Here is a 16,608-nt window from a genome sequence, read left to right as displayed (position 1 = left end):
GCAAACAGACTGCCAAGCTCGCGAAAATAGTAGGGAAACTCAAATTAAGTTTCACATTTCATTAGCGCATCACTATAATATGGCAATATTTTTTATTTTAAATGACCCGTTTGGTCGTTTTTTACCGTCAGGCTACTGGCTTTAATATAGGTTTTACATGGAAAACACAGAAAAATTTACTAACAACAAACAGATTATTAACTTTCTAACTGAACAGTTTCCTTTATGTTTTACAGCTGCTAGTAATGAAGCTAAACCATTAAAAATTGGAATATTTCAAGAGCTGGCTTCGCGTTTAGAAAATGAGCCGCGCGTCAGTAAAACTCAGCTGCGGGGGGCACTACGTCAATACACACTTAGCTGGCGTTACCTGCACAGCATTAAACAGGCTGTTAAACGTGTTGATCTTGACGGCGCGGAAGGTGAAGAAGTTTCTGCAGAACATGCAGAGCATGCTTTAAAAACGCTGAAAGAGAGCAAAGATAAAGCTTTTGCCAATAAGAAAAAAGCAGCCGCAGACGCAGCGCCGAAACGTGCTCCTAAAAAAGTTAATGTGCCGACTCGTGCCAAAAAAGCACCGGTTAAAGAGCAGAAAGTTGAAGATTTAAGTAATTTTAAAGAAGCAACTCACTCTGAATTGAAACTTAAACAGTCAGTTAGGGTCTTATTAGGTAAGTCTCCGGTATCTGGTGTTGTTGTTGAGATACTTAAAGATGATGTTCAGGTTCAACTTGATTCTGGAATGACGGTAAAAGTTAAAGCAAAACATCTAATTGTATAAAGGTAAATAATGAATAAATTTTTTCGCCATACGCTGTTTATAGCCTGCTCCCTGTTTATCGGAGCCGCTTATGCACTTCCTGTTAGTTTCGATATAAAAGATATTCCGCAGCTGCAGCAGCAGGAGCAGCATGCAAAGGTGGCGAAAAGAGTGAGTGACTTATTCAGTCGCTCACATTATAAATTTATTCCCCTTGATGATGCACTTTCTCAGAAAGTATTTGATCGTTATATCGAACAGCTTGATTACAATAAACAGATCTTTCTGCGCAGTGATATTGATAAATTAAAAACTTATCAGTTCTCACTTGACGACAGTTTGAAATCCGGTCAGTTATCTCCTGCCTACACAATTTACCAGTTAAATCTTAAGCGCCGTTTTGAGCGTTACAACTATGCTTTATCGCTGTTAAAGGATGAAATTAAATTTGATGTAAAAGATGAATACCAGTTTGACCGCAGCGAAAGTGACTGGGCTAAGGATTCGGCTGAGATTGATAAGCTCTGGCAGCAGAAAGTAAAATCAGATGCATTAGCATTAAAATTAGGCGGTGAGGAATGGGACAAGATTAAAGAGCTGCTTAATAAACGTTACCGCAATATGCTTAAACGTTTAACTCAGACAGAAAGTGAAGATGTATTCCAAAGCTTTATGAATGCTTACGCACAAACAATCGAGCCCCATACCAATTATTTATCTCCAAGAAATACAGAGCGTTTTAAAACAGAAATGAGCCTGTCATTAGAAGGGATCGGCGCAGTTCTGCAGCTTGAAGACGACTACACTGTGATCCGCAGTCTGGTACCCGGCGGTCCTGCCGATCGCTCTAAACAGGTTTTTAAAGAAGATAAAATCATTGCTGTCGGTCAAGACGGTGAGCAGCTTATTGATATTATCGGATGGCGCCTGGATGATATTGTTGACTTGATCAAAGGCCCGAAAGGCACAAAAGTACAGCTGCAGATATTATCTGGTAAAGCAGATGTTAAAAACCGGGTTGTTGAAATTGTTCGTGAAGAGATTCATCTCGAAGATCGTGAGGCTAAATTTACCGTTGAAGAGATAGACAATAAAAAAGTCGGGGTTATTACTATTCCCAGTTTTTATATCAAGTTAACAGAAGATGTTGAAAAAGGTATCGCTTCATTAATTAAACAGGATGTTGAAGGTATTGTTATTGATCTGCGTAATAACGGCGGCGGTGCATTAAAAGAAGCAACCTGGTTAACCGGTTTGTTTATTCCGTCCGGACCTGTTGTACAGGTACGAGATAACTTGAATAATATTTATGTTCATGAAGATGAAAATAAATCAGTAAGCTACGACGGCCCGTTAACAGTATTAATTAACCGTTACAGTGCCTCGGCTTCTGAAATATTTGCAGCGGCTCTGCAGGATTACGGTCGTGCGGTTGTGATCGGCGAACAGAGTTTCGGTAAAGGTACTGTGCAGCAGCATGGCGGAGTCTCGCGTTTTTATGATAAAGACAAAGAGAAAATCGGCTCTGTTAAATATACTCTTTCAAAATTTTACCGGGTTAACGGCGGCAGTACGCAGAATAAAGGTGTAATACCGGACATTCTATTTCCAACTGCAGTTGACAGTAAAGATACAGGTGAGAGTTTAGAGAAAAATGCTTTACCTTGGGATAACATCAGATCAGCTGCTTATAAACCGGTCGGAGATTTACAGTCTGATATTAATAAACTTGCTAAAAAGCATGAAAAACGTATTAAAGGCGAAGTAGAGTTCAGCTACCTGCTTGAAGATATTAAGGAATATCGTAAAGAAAAGGATATGACCAGTATCTCTCTTGTTGAAAGCGAGCGGGTTCAACTACGTGAAGAGAAAGAACTTCTTTTATTAGAGCGTAATAACGAACGCTTAAAACGCGCGGGTTTACCGCCGGTTAAATCAATTAATGATTTACCCGATGATTTTGAGCCTATTGATGCCTTTTTAATTGAAGCCGCCGCCATTACTCTGGACTACGCTAAACTATAATCCGTTTTCCCGTATTTTATTAAGGTCGGCTGCTAGCCGGCCTTTTTTATGTCTGCTGCAAATTGAGAACCGCTCATGTTTAGCCAGGTATCTTGAAAATGTTGATGCCGATTTGCAGAACTAGCATATCCGCCCCGGCTGGAACTGTTTGAAGAGAGTTTCTAGCAGAGTTTAAAGGTGCTGAAGGGGAACAGCAAGGTGGTTGTAACGGCTAATTTTCTGCACTATGCGGTTATAATGTTATGAGTATTGCGGCCCGGCATGCCAGTGATTAATATCCACAGTATACGGCTGCAGATCTTCCGCCGTAAAAACTAAAAACAAGGCGGCTGAACTTTTTTACGGCGTGATTTTATAATTGAGCGTAGTAATCAATAGGGCGGCTGACTAAGGTTATCTGCCTTTGTTCTGCTTCAACAAAACTTAAATTTTTCGACCAGTCTCCCACATCAAAACGTCTGGCCGCTTTATCTGCAAGCAGAAAATTGTGCTCAGCAGCCTGGTGTGTATGGCCGTGAATCAGGGTCTGACTATCATGTTTTTTCATCAGACGTAATACTTCCGCCTGGGTAACTCCCATCATCTCTCTGTTTTTATATACTTTTTTAGACTGACTGGCGGTACGGATCTTCCAGCCGATTTTTTTACGCAGAGACAGGGGAAGCAGATTAAAAATAAGTTGTAAAAACGGATTATGAATAACTGCGCGCATTTTCTGGTAGTTTTTGTCAGCTAAACAAAGTGTATCACCATGCATAATCAGCACATTTTCACCGTCTAAAGTGATTGTTGTGTGTTCAGGCAGCAGGGTCATGGACGCCTGTGCTGCATATCTTTTACCAATCATAAAATCACGGTTGCCGTGAATATAATAGAGCTTGATATTATTGCTTTGAGCATAAGCTGACAGGCGGGCCGCGGCCTCGTCCATCAGTGGAGTATGCTCATCATCACCAATCCATACCTCAAACAGATCCCCGAGAAGATAAAGCGCATCAACGTTTTCTGTTTCACTGTTTAAAAATGAAAAAAATGCATCTGTTACTTTTGGCTGATGTTCACTAAGGTGCAGATCGGCGATGAAGAGTGTTCTCATAGAAGTTATGCTACCGTTACACTTTCGATAACTACATCTTCAAGCGGTACATCCTGGTGTACAAAACCGAAGTTACCTGTTGCAACACCTTTGATTTTATCAACAACCTCTGTGCCTTCAACCACTTCACCAAATACACAGTAACCCCATCCGTCAGTTGTTTCTGATTTGAAGTCTAAGAATTTATTGTCGTTGATGTTGATGAAAAACTGAGCCGATGCAGAATGCGGTTCCATAGTACGCGCCATTGCAACTGTATATTTTTTATTTGACAGGCCGTTGTTTGCTTCATTTTTAACTGGTTTATTAGTGTCTTTTTCTTCCATGCCGGGTGCAAAACCGCCGCCTTGAACCATAAAACCGTCAATTACACGGTGGAAGATTGTATTGTCATAATGACCTGATTCTGCATATTTAATAAAGTTGGCAACTGTTTTAGGTGCTTTTTCTTCGTTTAAATCAAGCTTAATATCGCCAAAGTTTGTATGTAAAGTAATCATTTTCAGATCCTGTATCTGTAAAAAAACGCTATCATACCTGAACATATTAATTCATTAAACACAAAGGATGAATTTGTCACAAGGTCAGGTTAGAATACGTTTTTTATCCGTAATTAGACTGGAAGCTGCATGTTAAAAATTTACAACACACTGACACGACAAAAAGAACAATTCAAACCGCTTATTCCTGGAAAGGTCGGCATGTATGTGTGTGGTGTGACTATCTATGATTATTGTCATATTGGACATGCAAGAACATTTGTAGCTTTTGATACCGTTGCCCGTTATTTCCGTTTCAGCGGTTACGATCTTAATTTCATCCGTAATATTACCGACGTTGATGATAAAATTATCAAGCGCGCTGCTGAAAATAATGAAAGCTGTGATCAGCTGACTGAGCGTTTTACTAAAGCAATGCACCAGGATTTTGACGCCCTGTTTATGGAACGCCCGGACCTTGAACCTCGGGTTACTGATCATATGCCTGAAGTTATCAGCATGATAGAAAAACTGATCAGCAAAGAGCATGCATATGTTGCCGATAATGGTGATGTTCTTTTCTCGGTTGAAAGTTTTTCTGAGTATGGCCAGCTTAGCGGCCAGAACCTGGAAATGCTTCAGGCTGGTTCGCGTGTTGAAGTAGAAGACAGCAAACATAACCCGCTGGATTTTGTACTGTGGAAAATGTCGAAAGCCGGCGAACCGTTCTGGCAGTCGCCATGGGGAGACGGTCGTCCCGGCTGGCATATTGAATGTTCTGCAATGAATAATAAGCATCTCGGTGAAGTATTTGATATTCACGGCGGCGGCTCGGATCTTTCTTTCCCGCATCATGAAAATGAAATTGCTCAGTCCTGTTGTGCGCACCACGGCCAGTATGTCAATACCTGGATGCATTCAGGTATGGTGCAGGTTGATAAAGTAAAAATGTCTAAATCATTAAACAATTTCTTTACTATTAAAGATGTTTTAGAGGTTTACGACAGTGAATCAGTGCGTTACTTCCTGATTTCAGGGCACTACCGCAGTCAGCTTAATTACTCTGAAGACAATCTTAAGCAGGCGCGCGCTAGTTTAGAACGTTTATATACCTGTATTCGCGATGTGGATATTTCAGCAGTTACAGAGCTTGATAAAAACGACAGTCATTATATTAAGTTCTGTCATGCAATGGATGATGACTTTAATACACCGGAAGCGTTAGCGGTGCTTTTTGACCTTGTAAAAGAGATAAACCGGGTTAAAGGAAGCGATAGTGAACAGGCTGCGGGACTCGCTTATCTACTGGTTAAACTGGCTAATGTTTTAGGCTTATTAAATCAGACTCCGGAGCAGTTCCTGCAGGGCGGTGAAAGTGATGATGAAGTTGTTATGATTGAAGCATTAATCAAACAGCGTAATGATGCGCGTGCAAATAAAGACTGGGCATCTGCCGATCAGGCTCGTGATAAACTTGCCGAGTTAAAAATAGTGCTGGAAGACGGTCCGAACGGTACCACCTGGCGTAAACAGTAAACTCCGCCACAGCCGGCACTTGATTCATCAAGTGCCGGCTGCTTCCTCTTTTAAATTCATTTCCTGCTTACAGCCTGTACCTCTGTTTTGTTCTGCTGAGTTACACGTCACAACATTAAACAGTGCTGCTCTTATTTTTAATCTTATTCACAATTACTTCTAAACTTAAGCTGTACAATAACGGAGTGATGATTAGGAGAAATTATGGAAAATATCGGCTGTAAAGTGATGGTGTCTGGTATGGTTCAAGGCGTTGGTTTTCGTTATTTTACCTGCAGAGAGGCCTGTAAATATGGACTGGTCGGACACGCCAAGAACTTATACGGCGGCGAAGTAGAGGTATTAATGTTCGGCGACAGGGAAAAAATAGATAAGATGCTCCTGTGGCTGGAGAACGGGCCGAAAACTGCACGAGTCGATGAACTCAAGGTGAATGAAATACCGTACAGGCATAAAGAAGAGTTTTTATGCCTGTGACGTATTATATAAGGCGGTGTTTATTCACGTGCCGCTTTTTGTTTAAAATCATTTAAAGCAATACTCAGGGCTTCAACGGCAGTATCCGTTTCGATCTGGTTTTCTTCTAGCAGCTGGATTAAATCAACAGCCAGCTGCACTGATTTCGGCGCATCTGCCAGACTGCTTTTGTTATGGTTTTCTTTACTCATCACTAATCTCTTCTAACTGGAATTCTAATTTCTGGGTGAATGCATTACATTTTTGATAGCGAATTTTTAATGCTTCGATTTTTTCTTTGATATAGGCTTTTTGTGCATAACTGCTGGTTATCAGCAGCTCTTCCTGTTCGGCAATCATATTCAGCAGCCTGTGTTCATACTGCGCTTGTTTCTGAAGCTGCTGGTAAATCTTCTCTTTTGGAGAAGAATAGGATTTATAGAGCAGTTCAGCTTCACCTTTTTCCAGCCCCTGCACCAGCTGCTGCAGCGCATGGTACTGAGCAATAAACTGTTCGCATTCATGTTTAATCAGTATTTCCGGACGATTTTTGCAGACAGCATTCTCTAATGAAGAAAATGTATTGTTTATCTGCTCAATATAACCGCACAGGGTCAGACAGCGTTTGCCAAACAGGTGAACTTCAAAGACGAAGCATCTGTTTTCTGTTTGTTGAATAACTGCATCCAGTTTAGTGCAGCGGCTGCTTAAATCAGTTAACTGTTCTTGTAACTGCTGCAGCGGAAAGTTGATTGAACTTAACTCAGCCATCTCTTATATCCTAAATTAAGTGCCGTGATAACTACAATTGATATGAAAATACTGTTCGGGTCAAATAAAACATCAGTCATTATTTGTTCTTCTCGAACTGCACTGCAAACGGCGGCAGTGCTTCCAGCAGACCTTTTCCGTAGCGTTTTGTCTGCAGACGTTTATCTAAAATAATTATTTGTCCGGTATCATTTTCTTTTCTTATCAGTCGTCCGCAGGCCTGGATCAGTTTTTTACTGGTTTCAGGAACTGCCAGCTGCATAAACGGATTGCCGCCCTGTGATTTTATCCACTCAGAATGTGCTTCTTCAACCGGAGAGTTAGGAACGGCAAAGGGTAATTTAGTTATCAGTAAATTTGTTAAATAATGTCCAGGCAGATCAAGTCCTTCGGATAAACTACCGGTGCCGAACAGGATACTTGTCTGGCCTTTATCACAGCGGCTCTTATGTGTTTCAATAAGTTTACTGCGTGATAAGTCTCCCTGCACTAATAACGCATCGCCGTATTTAGGCGCGAGTTTATCAGCCGCTAAATTCATTTGCCAGTAGGATGCAAACAGCACTAAGTTGCCCTGTTTATCCTGAAGATTATTTTGTATTTTATCGAACAGTTCATTATCAAAGCCGGCCTGTGTCGGGTCATTATCCATATTAGAGATAATTAACGGTACCGACGGATAATCAAAAGGAGATTTCAAGCGTAAGTACTGGGTGCCGTCATTGCTCTGCAGGCCGCTCTGGCGTTTGAAAAATTCAAAATTATTAAGCGAGGTCAGGGTGGCCGAGCATAAAATAATACCGGCAGCCTGTGACCAGAACATATATTCTAAAATACCGCCGACTTCAATCGGCGAGGCATTCAGGTAGATATCTGACTTGTCTTTTTCAGCCCAGGCTGCAATAGGGCTGTGTTTTGCTGAACGTTCTTTGGTCAGCATTAGCCAGAGTGCATGCATATTTTCCAGGCGCTGCAGGAAAAAGCCGGATTCAATCAGCAGCGGCTCTGCATCACTCATTTTGACATTACCGTCTTTAATCTCTTCATTGATGATCGTTGACAGTTTATTTAACGCCGCCAGACATTTTTTACTTTCATCTTTTAAATTCGACGCCGGAATAGTTAAAGCATCGGGCAGTTCGCCCATTGTAAATCTAAACTGTTCAGATTCACTGAAATAACTCGGGTTATCAGTAAAATACTGCTCTACTATTTTTAGATCTTTAGTTAATTCAACTGCGCTTTCGAGCATATTTAAACCCGGTGTAATGGTGGTCTGACGTTTGATCACCCGGTTAATATGCTGGCTGAGCTGTTTTATTTTTTTCAGCCAGTCCTGGCTGCCTTTAATGCTTGCCCGGGCACTGGAAAAATCACGGGAAATTTTGGGAAGATGATGTGCTTCATCAAGTACATAAAAACAGCTGTCGGGATCCGGCAGTATAATGCCGCCGCCCAATTCAAGATCCGCCAGCAGTAAAGCATGATTTACAACGATCACGTCGGCTTTATTAATATCATCCCGTGCTCGATGAAAAGGGCACTGGCGATGGTTTGCTAAAGTACGTTTACAGCTGAATTTATCGGAAACGATATGCGACCATACGCGGTTTGGTATTTGTGTCGGCCAGCTGTCACGGTCACCCTGCCATTTACCGGCGAGATAAGCCTCGTTTAAGCGTTTGAACAGCTCCCGGTCACCTGCCTGCGGTTTTTCTGTGAAAAGAGGCTGCTGTTCTCCCTCCTGAAGGGCAGTAAACAATTTATGTTCACAGCAGTAACGCTGCCGGCCTTTAGCTAAAGTGAAAGAGAATTTGTAGTCACTATGACGTAAAAAGAAGGGCAGATCTTTATGTATCAGCTGCTCCTGCAGGGTAATTGTGGCGGTAGAGATAATCAGTTTTTTATTTGACCGCTGCGCAACAGGAATACCCGCTAATAAGTATGCCAGTGATTTGCCTATACCGGTACCGGCTTCTGCAACAAGAATACGACGGGATTTATCATATTCACCAGCAAGGACTTTAGCTATTTCAGCCACTAAATAGTTCTGTGCCTTACGTTTAGTGAAGTTTGGCAAGGACTGAGTAATAAGATCATAACTGCTGCGGATCTGTTTTTTTAGTGAGTCTGAAAGCATAAATCCCGAGTTTAAATAGAATAATATAAAAAGGGTATAAGTAAACCACTGAGAGGTGCATGGCCGCAGTTCTCAGTGGTTTGCTGTTTATAGAAAATCTTATCTAGCCTGCTGCAGATATAAAACTGCGGCTTCAACGCGGGATTTTATTTCTAGTTTTTTCAACAGGCTTTTTACGTGTACTTTTACAGTGCCTTCGGAAATATGCAGGTTATCTGAAATCTCTTTATTACTGTGACCTTTAGCCACCTCCTGCAATATCTGCGCTTCACGTTTTGTTAAAGAAGCTAATTTATTGCGGATATTATCTTCCTGATCCAGATCGTTCAGGTAATCATGCAGTTCATCGCTGACAAGCAGCTGGCCGGCCATTACCTTGTCGATATTAGTTAATAAACTCTCCGGCTCTGAATCTTTTAACAGATAACCATTTGCACCCTGATTAATAATGGCGATAACATCCTGCTTACTGTCACTGACTGTTAACACGATGATTTTTGCACTGCAGCCCTGTTTGCGCAGTGCAGTCAGAGTTTCTAATCCGGAAATACCGGGCATATTTAAATCAAGTAAGATCAGATCCGGCTGCATTTTCTTTGCAAAACTGACCGCTTCAATGCCGTTGGTTGCTTCCGCTATAATATCATAGCGAGGTTCGATATTTAGTAATTGCTGGATGCCTTTGCGCATAAGAGGATGATCATCAACAATGATAACCCGAGTTAAATTAGACATTTTCAATTCCTTGTTTCAGTAGCTTGTTTTTATAAGGGAAGATAAGTTTTACTTCTGTGCCGTTTTGTAAAGGTATAATAGAAAGTGTTGCACCCAGTTCATCCGCACGCTGCTTCATAATAGACAGTCCATAATGACCTTCCTGTGAAGAATTATCTCTGATTCCCAGGCCGTCATCAATAATACTGATCCAGACATTATCTTCATTGGTGATAATACAGGAAATATCTATATGTTTACATTGTGCATGTTTAATTGCATTGATTGTTGCTTCACGGATTATCTGCAGCAGATGAATATGCTGGTTAGGTGTGGTATGAAAGTAATCTTTAAATTTATTAAGAGTGATTTCGGCACTGCTTTGAATCTGCAGTGATTCAATCATGGTTTCAAGGGCATCTCTAAAATTCGATTCAGGCACATTTAAACGGAAAGTTGAAAGCAGTGAACGAAGCTGGGTATATGCTTCTGCTATAGCTGCTTTTATATTATCAATGGTATGTACTGCCTGCTGGTTCTCCGTCTGTCCTACCTGCCTTTGTAAAACCGCGCACTGAATTTTCAAGAAGGATAAAGACTGTGCAATTGAGTCATGCAGCTCCCGTGCAATAACCCCGCGCTCCTCCATTAGTGAAATTTTCTGAGTCTGCAGAGTATACTCATCCTGATATAAAGCGCGGGCTACCAGGCCGCTGAAGCTTTCAATAAGACTGACACAGTCCTGTGATTTATCATTCTGTACGTAATTTAAATAACCGTAAGTCTTGTCGTTAATAACGATAGCAATACGGGAGGTGGCGGGGTAAATAGAAGCGCAGCCCAGCTCGCTTTTAATAAAATAACCGTTGTTTAATTCCAGACATAATCTGCATAAGTTAGCCTGCTTACCAAGAGAATTCAGTGTGTTATAAAGAATTGGAGAGGTCAGCTTCACTGTATTGAGCTGCTGCGATATAGAAAATAAAAACTCAATGGTGTCATTGGCCTTTTCCAGTTCTAGAGTTTTCTGCTTTACCTGCTCCTGCATAGCGGTCATTAAACTTTCTAACTCGGCGGACATATCACGCATGCCGTCGGACAAAAAGCCTATTTCATTGTTGCATTGTGGAAAATCAACTTTAAAGCGGTGTTCTTTAATAGCTTTGGCATTCTGAACAAGCTGAGTGACCGGTTTAATAATATGTTTTTTTGAATAATAGAATAAAAATATAACGATCAGTGCACTGAGCAGAAGTTCGATCATTTCAATGGCATAGATTAAAGTCATTTTTTTATAAGCGAGCTGCCGATACATGCGGATCATATCGTTAAGCGACTCAGAAAAAGAAGTTAACTCTTTTTCTGCCTGAAATATTTTTTCCTGAGTAATTAATAGATGAATCTCTTTCCACTGTCTCATAAGCTCCGTTCTTTTGTTGTTGAGAGGAGCTGTATCCAGCCATGCGGAGCTGAAGGGGTCATGATTTGACAGGGCTTTTTCGGTTTCAATTATAAGCGCCGGGATATTTTCCGGAACATAACGCGAGGCATAGAGAAGTTCCACGGTAGTCACTTTTAACTTAAATAATTTATATGCTGTGGCGCTGTTGGACAGATGGTTATTAAAGATACCGGATACACTTACAAACTGCACGATTGAGATGATTAATATCAATAAACAGAAATTAGTTATAACTTTTGTCAGAGAAAGAGAACGAAACAGTAGATTAATTTTCATAGCTAATAGAGAATAGAGAAAGTGAAATTGAATGTAACATAGTGTTTATTTTTCACCAAGATGTGTAACAATTATTAATATAGCTCCGAGCTTTATATCACTAAGTTTTTTCGAATGAATCAATATGTGGATTAAGCCGCTTGATAATGAATACCTTCTTTATTAAGAAGGGTAAATCTGGAAACAGGTTTGCCTCCCGTATTTGGAAAGGAACTGAACATGCAGCAACTCATGGATAACTTCAACAGGAAGTTTGAATACTTACGGCTGTCCATTACTGACGAATGTAATTTTAAATGTAATTACTGCCTGCCGGACGGTTACCAGAGAACTCAGGAAAAACAATTTTTGAGTGAACTGGAAATTAAGAATCTGGTACAGGCTTTTTCTGAGCTTGGAACAAAAAAGATACGAATAACAGGCGGAGAGCCTAGTTTACGTAAAGATTTTACCTCGATCATTGCGGCTGTTGCACAGACTGCTGGTATCGAAAAAGTGGCTGCCACCACCAATGGCTACAAACTCAAAAACTCCGTTCAGCAGTGGTTTGATGCCGGTCTCGATGCAGTTAATGTCAGTGTTGACAGTCTGGATGCTAAAACCTTTCACCTGATCACCGGAAAGAATATCTTTCAGAAAGTGATGGAAGGCGTTGCCGCGTCGGTGGAAGCCGGTTATAAGCAGGTAAAAATTAACAGTGTATTGATGAAAGGTTTTAATGATCAGGATTTATCCCTGTATCTTGAATGGATTAAAAATCAGCCGATTCAGCTGCGTTTTATCGAACTGATGCAGACAGAAGACAATGCTGAGTTTTTTGCCAGTCACCATCTTTCAGGAGAAAAGTTTAAACAAATGCTGCTGGCAGAGGGCTGGATACAGAAAATACCCTTAAGTCATGACGGTCCTGCACAGATTTTCAGTCATGAAGATTATCAGGGTGAGATAGGCCTGATTATGCCTTACAGTAAAGATTTTTGTAAAAACTGTAACCGCCTAAGGGTTTCCTCCAGCGGACGCCTGCATCTTTGCCTGTTTGGTGAACAAGGCGTTGATTTACGAGATCTGCTGGCATCGGAAAATGATAAAGAAGCCTTAAAATCCCGTATTCTGCAGGCACTGCAGAGTAAAACTTCCGGACATTTTTTAGAGGAAGGGCTGATGGGCGGAACACCTCATCTTGCTTCAATTGGAGGCTGATTTGATATACAGACTATCTGAGTTGTAATTTTCAGCTCAGATTTTGTTGTTTATTTCTGCACCGTAAATATATTTATTATCTATAGTGTTACTCGGGTAACATTAATTTTACATTTAAATCATTAAATATTATTTATACAGGTCGTTGAGTCTATTAATAACAGCTGTTACTCCGCTCGAAATTTAGCAGAACAAACCTCTAAATGTAACTGATTATCATTGCTAAAATCTTTATAGGTCCTTGATTGACGGTTAATTAGGCGATATAACCTTGCTTATTGAGGGGTAACTCTCACTCCTTATATATTTCCTTTGATATTCATCAATTGTCCACCAAGTTTACTCTAAATAGGTATATGCTCTCGGTTAGTATTACTTAACAATTCAGCGCAATTAGTTAACGTTAAAATAACAACTCAACTTGTAGGGTTATTAGATGGTGCAGTTTAATTCCGATAAACGAAGCTTATTTCGATCTAAAAACAGGATTGCAGTTCATAACCTGCCTCCCTGGATAGAAGATGCACAGGCTTTTATAAATAACTGCACTAAATGCGCTGATTGTATTTCTATTTGCCCCGAACAAATTATTACAAAAGGCGACGGCGGTTATCCGCAGATTGACTTTAATTTAGGGGAATGCAGTTTTTGTGGAAAATGTGCAGATATCTGTAATGAACAAATATTTACCACTACAGATCAGACTCCATGGAACAAAAAAGCACAAATAAGCACTTTGTGTCTGGCTGCACAGAATATTTACTGCCGCAGCTGCGCTGAAAGCTGCGAGAGCCTTGCGCTTACTTTTAAAATTGGAATCAATGCGCTCCCGCAGATTAATACAGAATTATGTACTGGATGCGGCGCTTGTGTTTCACCTTGTCCGGCACAGGCTATTGAGATAAAGGAATTACAATGAAAAATGAAGAATTACATGTATCCAGCTTGATTGTACATGTTAATCCCGAAAAGGCTGCTACCATTACCACTAGTATCAATTCATTACAGGGCGCTGAATTAATAACAATTTCGCAGGAGGGGAAAGCGGTTGTTGTTTTAGAAGCACCTAATCAAAGAGTAATCATGGAAGTGATTGACGAAATTAACGCCCTAGACGGCGTCATTAATACCGGACTTGTTTATCACGAGTTTGAAAAACTAGAATCTAAAGAAAAGAGTGAGGGAGTAAGATGAAATTTACGAGACGTGAATTTATGAAAGCACAAGCGGCCGCATCTGCAGCCGCAGTTGCTGGAATAACGCTGCCGGCCTCCGCGAGCAATTTAATTGCCAGCAAGGATGCGAGCAAAATTAAATGGGACAAAGCCCCGTGCCGCTTCTGCGGTACGGGCTGTAGTGTATTAGTCGGTACGCAGAACGGCCGGGTTGTAGCTACACAGGGTGACCCTGATGCACCGGTAAATAAAGGTCTTAACTGTATTAAAGGTTATTTCCTGTCAAAAATCATGTACGGCAAAGATCGTCTGACTACCCCTTTACTGCGTATGACAGACGGCGTATACGATAAAGAAGGTCAGTTTGCACCAGTATCCTGGGATGCCGCTTTTGATATTATGGCCGAAAAGTTTAAAGACGCGCTGAAGAAAACAGGGCCGACCTCTGTTGGTATGTTCGGCTCAGGTCAGTGGACTGTCTGGGAAGGTTATGCTGCTTCAAAACTGATGAAAGCCGGTTTCCGCAGTAATAATATTGACCCTAATGCGCGTCACTGTATGGCTTCTGCTGTAGGCGGTTTTATGCGTACCTTTGGTATCGATGAGCCGATGGGCTGTTATGATGATCTTGAAAATGCCGATGCGTTTGTTCTTTGGGGATCAAATATGGCCGAGATGCATCCGATTCTCTGGTCACGTCTGACCGACCGCCGTTTAAGTAATCCTGATGTACGTGTACATGTTTTATCTACTTTCACGCACCGTTCCTTTGAACTGGCTGATAACGGCATGATCTTCACGCCGCAGTCTGACTTGGCAATCTTAAACTTCATTGCTAACTACATTATTAAAAATGATGCAGTAGATAAAGAGTTTATTAAGAAACATACTAATTTCCGTAAAGGTGCAACAGATATAGGTTATGGTCTGCGCCCGACACATCCTCTGCAGAAAGATGCAAAAAATCCTAATTCCGGTGCTTCAACAGCGATGACTTTTGAAGAGTTTGCTGAATATGTTTCTGAATTTGATGTTGAGTATGCTGAAAAAATGTCCGGTGTACCAGCAGATAAACTAATCAAGCTTGCTAAGGTATATGCCGATCCGAATAAGAAGGTGACTTCTTACTGGACTATGGGTTTCAACCAGCATACCCGTGGTGTATGGGCGAATAATCTGATGTATAACGTGCATCTGTTAACCGGTAAAATTTCGAAACCCGGCTCAGGTCCATTCTCATTAACTGGCCAGCCGTCAGCTTGTGGTACAGCGCGTGAAGTGGGGACATTCTCACACCGTCTGCCGGCTGATATGGTGGTAAAAAATCCTAAACATCGTGCTGCGGCTGAAAAAATATGGAAACTGCCTGAAGGTACTATTCCCCCTAAACCAGGTTACCATGCTGTACTGCAGAACCGTATGCTTAAAGACGGCAAGCTGAATGCCTACTGGGTTATGTGTAATAACAACGCCCAGGCCGCGGCTAATATTAATGAAGAAGTTATTCCGGGTTATCGTAACCCTGATAATTTTATCGTTGTATCAGACCCTTATCCGACAGTAACTGCTCAACTGGGGGATCTTATTTTACCGACTGCAATGTGGGTGGAAAAAGAGGGCGCATACGGCAATGCTGAACGCCGTACGCAGTTCTGGCATCAGCAGGTTGAAGCACCTGAAGGCGCTAAGTCTGATTTATGGCAGCTGATGGAGTTTTCTAAACGCTTTAAAATTGAAGAAGTCTGGCCTGCAGATCTGATTGATAAAATGCCTGAAGTGAAAGGCAAAACTATGTACGACGTACTTTACCGTAACGGTAATGTTGATGCATTCGGTCTTGATGAAGTAAAAGACGAGCATTTAAATGATGAAGCACGTCATTTTGGTTTTTATGTGCAGAAAGGTCTGTTTGAAGAATATGCAGCCTTCGGCCGTGGTCACGCACATGATTTAGCGCCGTTTGAACAGTACCATGAGTCGCGCGGTCTTCGCTGGCCGGTAGTTGACGGTAAAGAGACATTATGGCGTTTCCGTGAAGGATATGACCCGTATGTCGAAAAAGGCAGCGAAGTACAGTTCTACGGTAAAAAAGACAATAAAGCAGTAATTTTTGCACTGCCTTATGAGCCGCCGGCTGAGTCTCCGGATGAAGAGTACGACTTATGGTTAAGTACCGGCCGTGTTCTTGAACACTGGCATTCAGGCTCGATGACACGTCGTGTTCCTGAATTATATCGTGCGTTCCCGGATGCGGTTGTATTTATGCACCCGGCTGATGCTAAATCACGCGGACTGCGTCGTGGTGATGAAATTGTGCTGGCTTCCCGCCGTGGTGAACTAACCTCGCGTGTTGAAACGCGTGGTCGTAACCGCCCGCCGAAAGGTCTGGTATTTATGCCGTGGTTTGATGCGAAGCAGCTGGTTAACAAGATCACACTTGACGCGACAGATCCGCTTTCAAAAGAGACGGATTATAAAAAGTGTGCTGTAAAAATTACTAAAAAAGTTTGATAAAAAC

At 41.4% G+C, this 16,608-nt stretch carries 15 protein-coding genes and 1 riboswitch; of the genes, 8 read left to right on the top strand and 7 right to left on the bottom strand.

The features are described 5' to 3' along the window. The first annotated feature begins 157 nt into the window (after positions 1-157). Both proQ and prc read left to right on the top strand, forming a co-directional pair. Positions 158-781, top strand: a complete 624-nt coding sequence (gene proQ, locus G337_RS0105075) for an RNA chaperone ProQ (RefSeq protein ID WP_028862914.1) — start codon at positions 158-160, stop codon at positions 779-781. Between the two features lie 9 nt (positions 782-790). Next, the gene (prc, locus tag G337_RS0105070) at positions 791-2,785 is read left to right on the top strand and encodes a carboxy terminal-processing peptidase (protein ID WP_028862913.1); all 1,995 of its coding nucleotides are present in this window, start codon (positions 791-793) and stop codon (positions 2,783-2,785) included. 352 nt (positions 2,786-3,137) lie between these two features. Here prc and G337_RS0105065 read toward each other — a convergent pair whose 3' ends face one another. Together G337_RS0105065 and G337_RS0105060 are read right to left on the bottom strand one after the other, a co-directional pair. Beyond that, entirely contained in the window at positions 3,138-3,881 is a 744-nt protein-coding gene (locus G337_RS0105065; RefSeq protein WP_028862912.1) for a UDP-2,3-diacylglucosamine diphosphatase, read from the bottom strand. A 5-nt stretch (positions 3,882-3,886) separates the two neighbouring features. Beyond that, positions 3,887-4,381: a peptidylprolyl isomerase gene (locus G337_RS0105060; RefSeq protein WP_028862911.1), complete on the bottom strand. Its 495-nt coding sequence runs from the start codon at positions 4,379-4,381 to the stop codon at positions 3,887-3,889. A 129-nt stretch (positions 4,382-4,510) separates the two neighbouring features. On the opposite strand from G337_RS0105060, the gene cysS reads away from it, so the two are divergent. After that, a complete protein-coding gene (gene cysS / locus G337_RS0105055; RefSeq protein WP_028862910.1) occupies positions 4,511-5,896 on the top strand; it encodes a cysteine--tRNA ligase in 1,386 nt (461 codons plus the stop codon). Positions 5,897-6,100: 204 nt separating this feature from the next. Further along, positions 6,101-6,373 (top strand): acylphosphatase, encoded by a 273-nt coding sequence (gene yccX, locus G337_RS0105050; protein ID WP_028862909.1) that lies wholly within the window; start codon positions 6,101-6,103, stop codon positions 6,371-6,373. Between the two features lie 20 nt (positions 6,374-6,393). Here yccX and G337_RS28145 read toward each other — a convergent pair whose 3' ends face one another. From G337_RS28145 to G337_RS0105025, 5 genes are all read right to left on the bottom strand, one after another. Then, the gene (locus tag G337_RS28145; protein WP_084605287.1) at positions 6,394-6,564 is read right to left on the bottom strand and encodes a YbaM family protein; all 171 of its coding nucleotides are present in this window, start codon (positions 6,562-6,564) and stop codon (positions 6,394-6,396) included. Beyond that, positions 6,557-7,123, bottom strand: coding sequence for a primosomal replication protein (locus G337_RS0105040; protein ID WP_028862908.1), 567 nt, complete (start codon positions 7,121-7,123; stop codon positions 6,557-6,559). The genes G337_RS28145 and G337_RS0105040 overlap by 8 nt, the downstream gene beginning before the upstream one ends. A 79-nt stretch (positions 7,124-7,202) precedes the next feature. Then, positions 7,203-9,263 (bottom strand): ATP-dependent DNA helicase DinG, encoded by a 2,061-nt coding sequence (dinG, locus tag G337_RS0105035; RefSeq protein WP_028862907.1) that lies wholly within the window; start codon positions 9,261-9,263, stop codon positions 7,203-7,205. A gap of 99 nt (positions 9,264-9,362) precedes the next feature. Further along, the gene (gene narL, locus G337_RS0105030; RefSeq protein ID WP_028862906.1) at positions 9,363-9,998 is read right to left on the bottom strand and encodes a two-component system response regulator NarL; all 636 of its coding nucleotides are present in this window, start codon (positions 9,996-9,998) and stop codon (positions 9,363-9,365) included. Further along, positions 9,991-11,541, bottom strand: coding sequence for a histidine kinase (locus G337_RS0105025; protein WP_245597632.1), 1,551 nt, complete (start codon positions 11,539-11,541; stop codon positions 9,991-9,993). The genes narL and G337_RS0105025 overlap by 8 nt, the downstream gene beginning before the upstream one ends. A 245-nt stretch (positions 11,542-11,786) precedes the next feature. Continuing rightward, positions 11,787-11,944, top strand: a riboswitch (molybdenum cofactor riboswitch). Here G337_RS0105025 and moaA point away from each other — a divergent pair. From moaA to napA, 4 genes are all read left to right on the top strand, one after another. After that, positions 11,935-12,915, top strand: a complete 981-nt coding sequence (moaA, locus tag G337_RS0105020) for a GTP 3',8-cyclase MoaA (RefSeq protein ID WP_028862904.1) — start codon at positions 11,935-11,937, stop codon at positions 12,913-12,915. It overlaps the preceding riboswitch by 10 nt. Positions 12,916-13,351: 436 nt before the next feature. Continuing rightward, positions 13,352-13,834, top strand: a complete 483-nt coding sequence (napF, locus tag G337_RS0105015) for a ferredoxin-type protein NapF (protein WP_028862903.1) — start codon at positions 13,352-13,354, stop codon at positions 13,832-13,834. Beyond that, positions 13,831-14,109, top strand: a complete 279-nt coding sequence (locus tag G337_RS0105010; RefSeq protein WP_028862902.1) for a chaperone NapD — start codon at positions 13,831-13,833, stop codon at positions 14,107-14,109. The genes napF and G337_RS0105010 overlap by 4 nt, the downstream gene beginning before the upstream one ends. Then, the gene (gene napA, locus G337_RS0105005; protein ID WP_028862901.1) at positions 14,106-16,601 is read left to right on the top strand and encodes a nitrate reductase catalytic subunit NapA; all 2,496 of its coding nucleotides are present in this window, start codon (positions 14,106-14,108) and stop codon (positions 16,599-16,601) included. The genes G337_RS0105010 and napA overlap by 4 nt, the downstream gene beginning before the upstream one ends. The last annotated feature ends 7 nt before the right edge of the window (positions 16,602-16,608 follow it).

Origin of the sequence: Psychromonas aquimarina ATCC BAA-1526, from assembly GCF_000428725.1 — a bacterium.
In the GTDB taxonomy this organism is placed as follows: Bacteria; Pseudomonadota; Gammaproteobacteria; order Enterobacterales; family Psychromonadaceae; genus Psychromonas; species Psychromonas aquimarina.
This window is presented reverse-complemented; position numbering and strand designations above follow the sequence as displayed.

Bases quoted from the DNA above. Each gene is read 5' to 3' on its own strand.
- moaA (WP_028862904.1), top strand. From the start codon at position 11,935: ATGCAGCAACTCATGGATAACTTCAACAGGAAGTTTGAATACTTACGG.
- proQ (WP_028862914.1), top strand. From the start codon at position 158: ATGGAAAACACAGAAAAATTTACTAACAACAAACAGATTATTAACTTT.
- dinG (WP_028862907.1), bottom strand. From the start codon at position 9,263: ATGCTTTCAGACTCACTAAAAAAACAGATCCGCAGCAGTTATGATCTT.
- yccX (WP_028862909.1), top strand. From the start codon at position 6,101: ATGGAAAATATCGGCTGTAAAGTGATGGTGTCTGGTATGGTTCAAGGC.
- G337_RS0105010 (WP_028862902.1), top strand. From the start codon at position 13,831: ATGAAAAATGAAGAATTACATGTATCCAGCTTGATTGTACATGTTAAT.
- prc (WP_028862913.1), top strand. From the start codon at position 791: ATGAATAAATTTTTTCGCCATACGCTGTTTATAGCCTGCTCCCTGTTT.
- cysS (WP_028862910.1), top strand. From the start codon at position 4,511: ATGTTAAAAATTTACAACACACTGACACGACAAAAAGAACAATTCAAA.
- G337_RS0105060 (WP_028862911.1), bottom strand. From the start codon at position 4,381: ATGATTACTTTACATACAAACTTTGGCGATATTAAGCTTGATTTAAAC.
- narL (WP_028862906.1), bottom strand. From the start codon at position 9,998: ATGTCTAATTTAACTCGGGTTATCATTGTTGATGATCATCCTCTTATG.
- G337_RS28145 (WP_084605287.1), bottom strand. From the start codon at position 6,564: ATGAGTAAAGAAAACCATAACAAAAGCAGTCTGGCAGATGCGCCGAAA.
- napF (WP_028862903.1), top strand. From the start codon at position 13,352: ATGGTGCAGTTTAATTCCGATAAACGAAGCTTATTTCGATCTAAAAAC.
- napA (WP_028862901.1), top strand. From the start codon at position 14,106: ATGAAATTTACGAGACGTGAATTTATGAAAGCACAAGCGGCCGCATCT.
- G337_RS0105040 (WP_028862908.1), bottom strand. From the start codon at position 7,123: ATGGCTGAGTTAAGTTCAATCAACTTTCCGCTGCAGCAGTTACAAGAA.
- G337_RS0105065 (WP_028862912.1), bottom strand. From the start codon at position 3,881: ATGAGAACACTCTTCATCGCCGATCTGCACCTTAGTGAACATCAGCCA.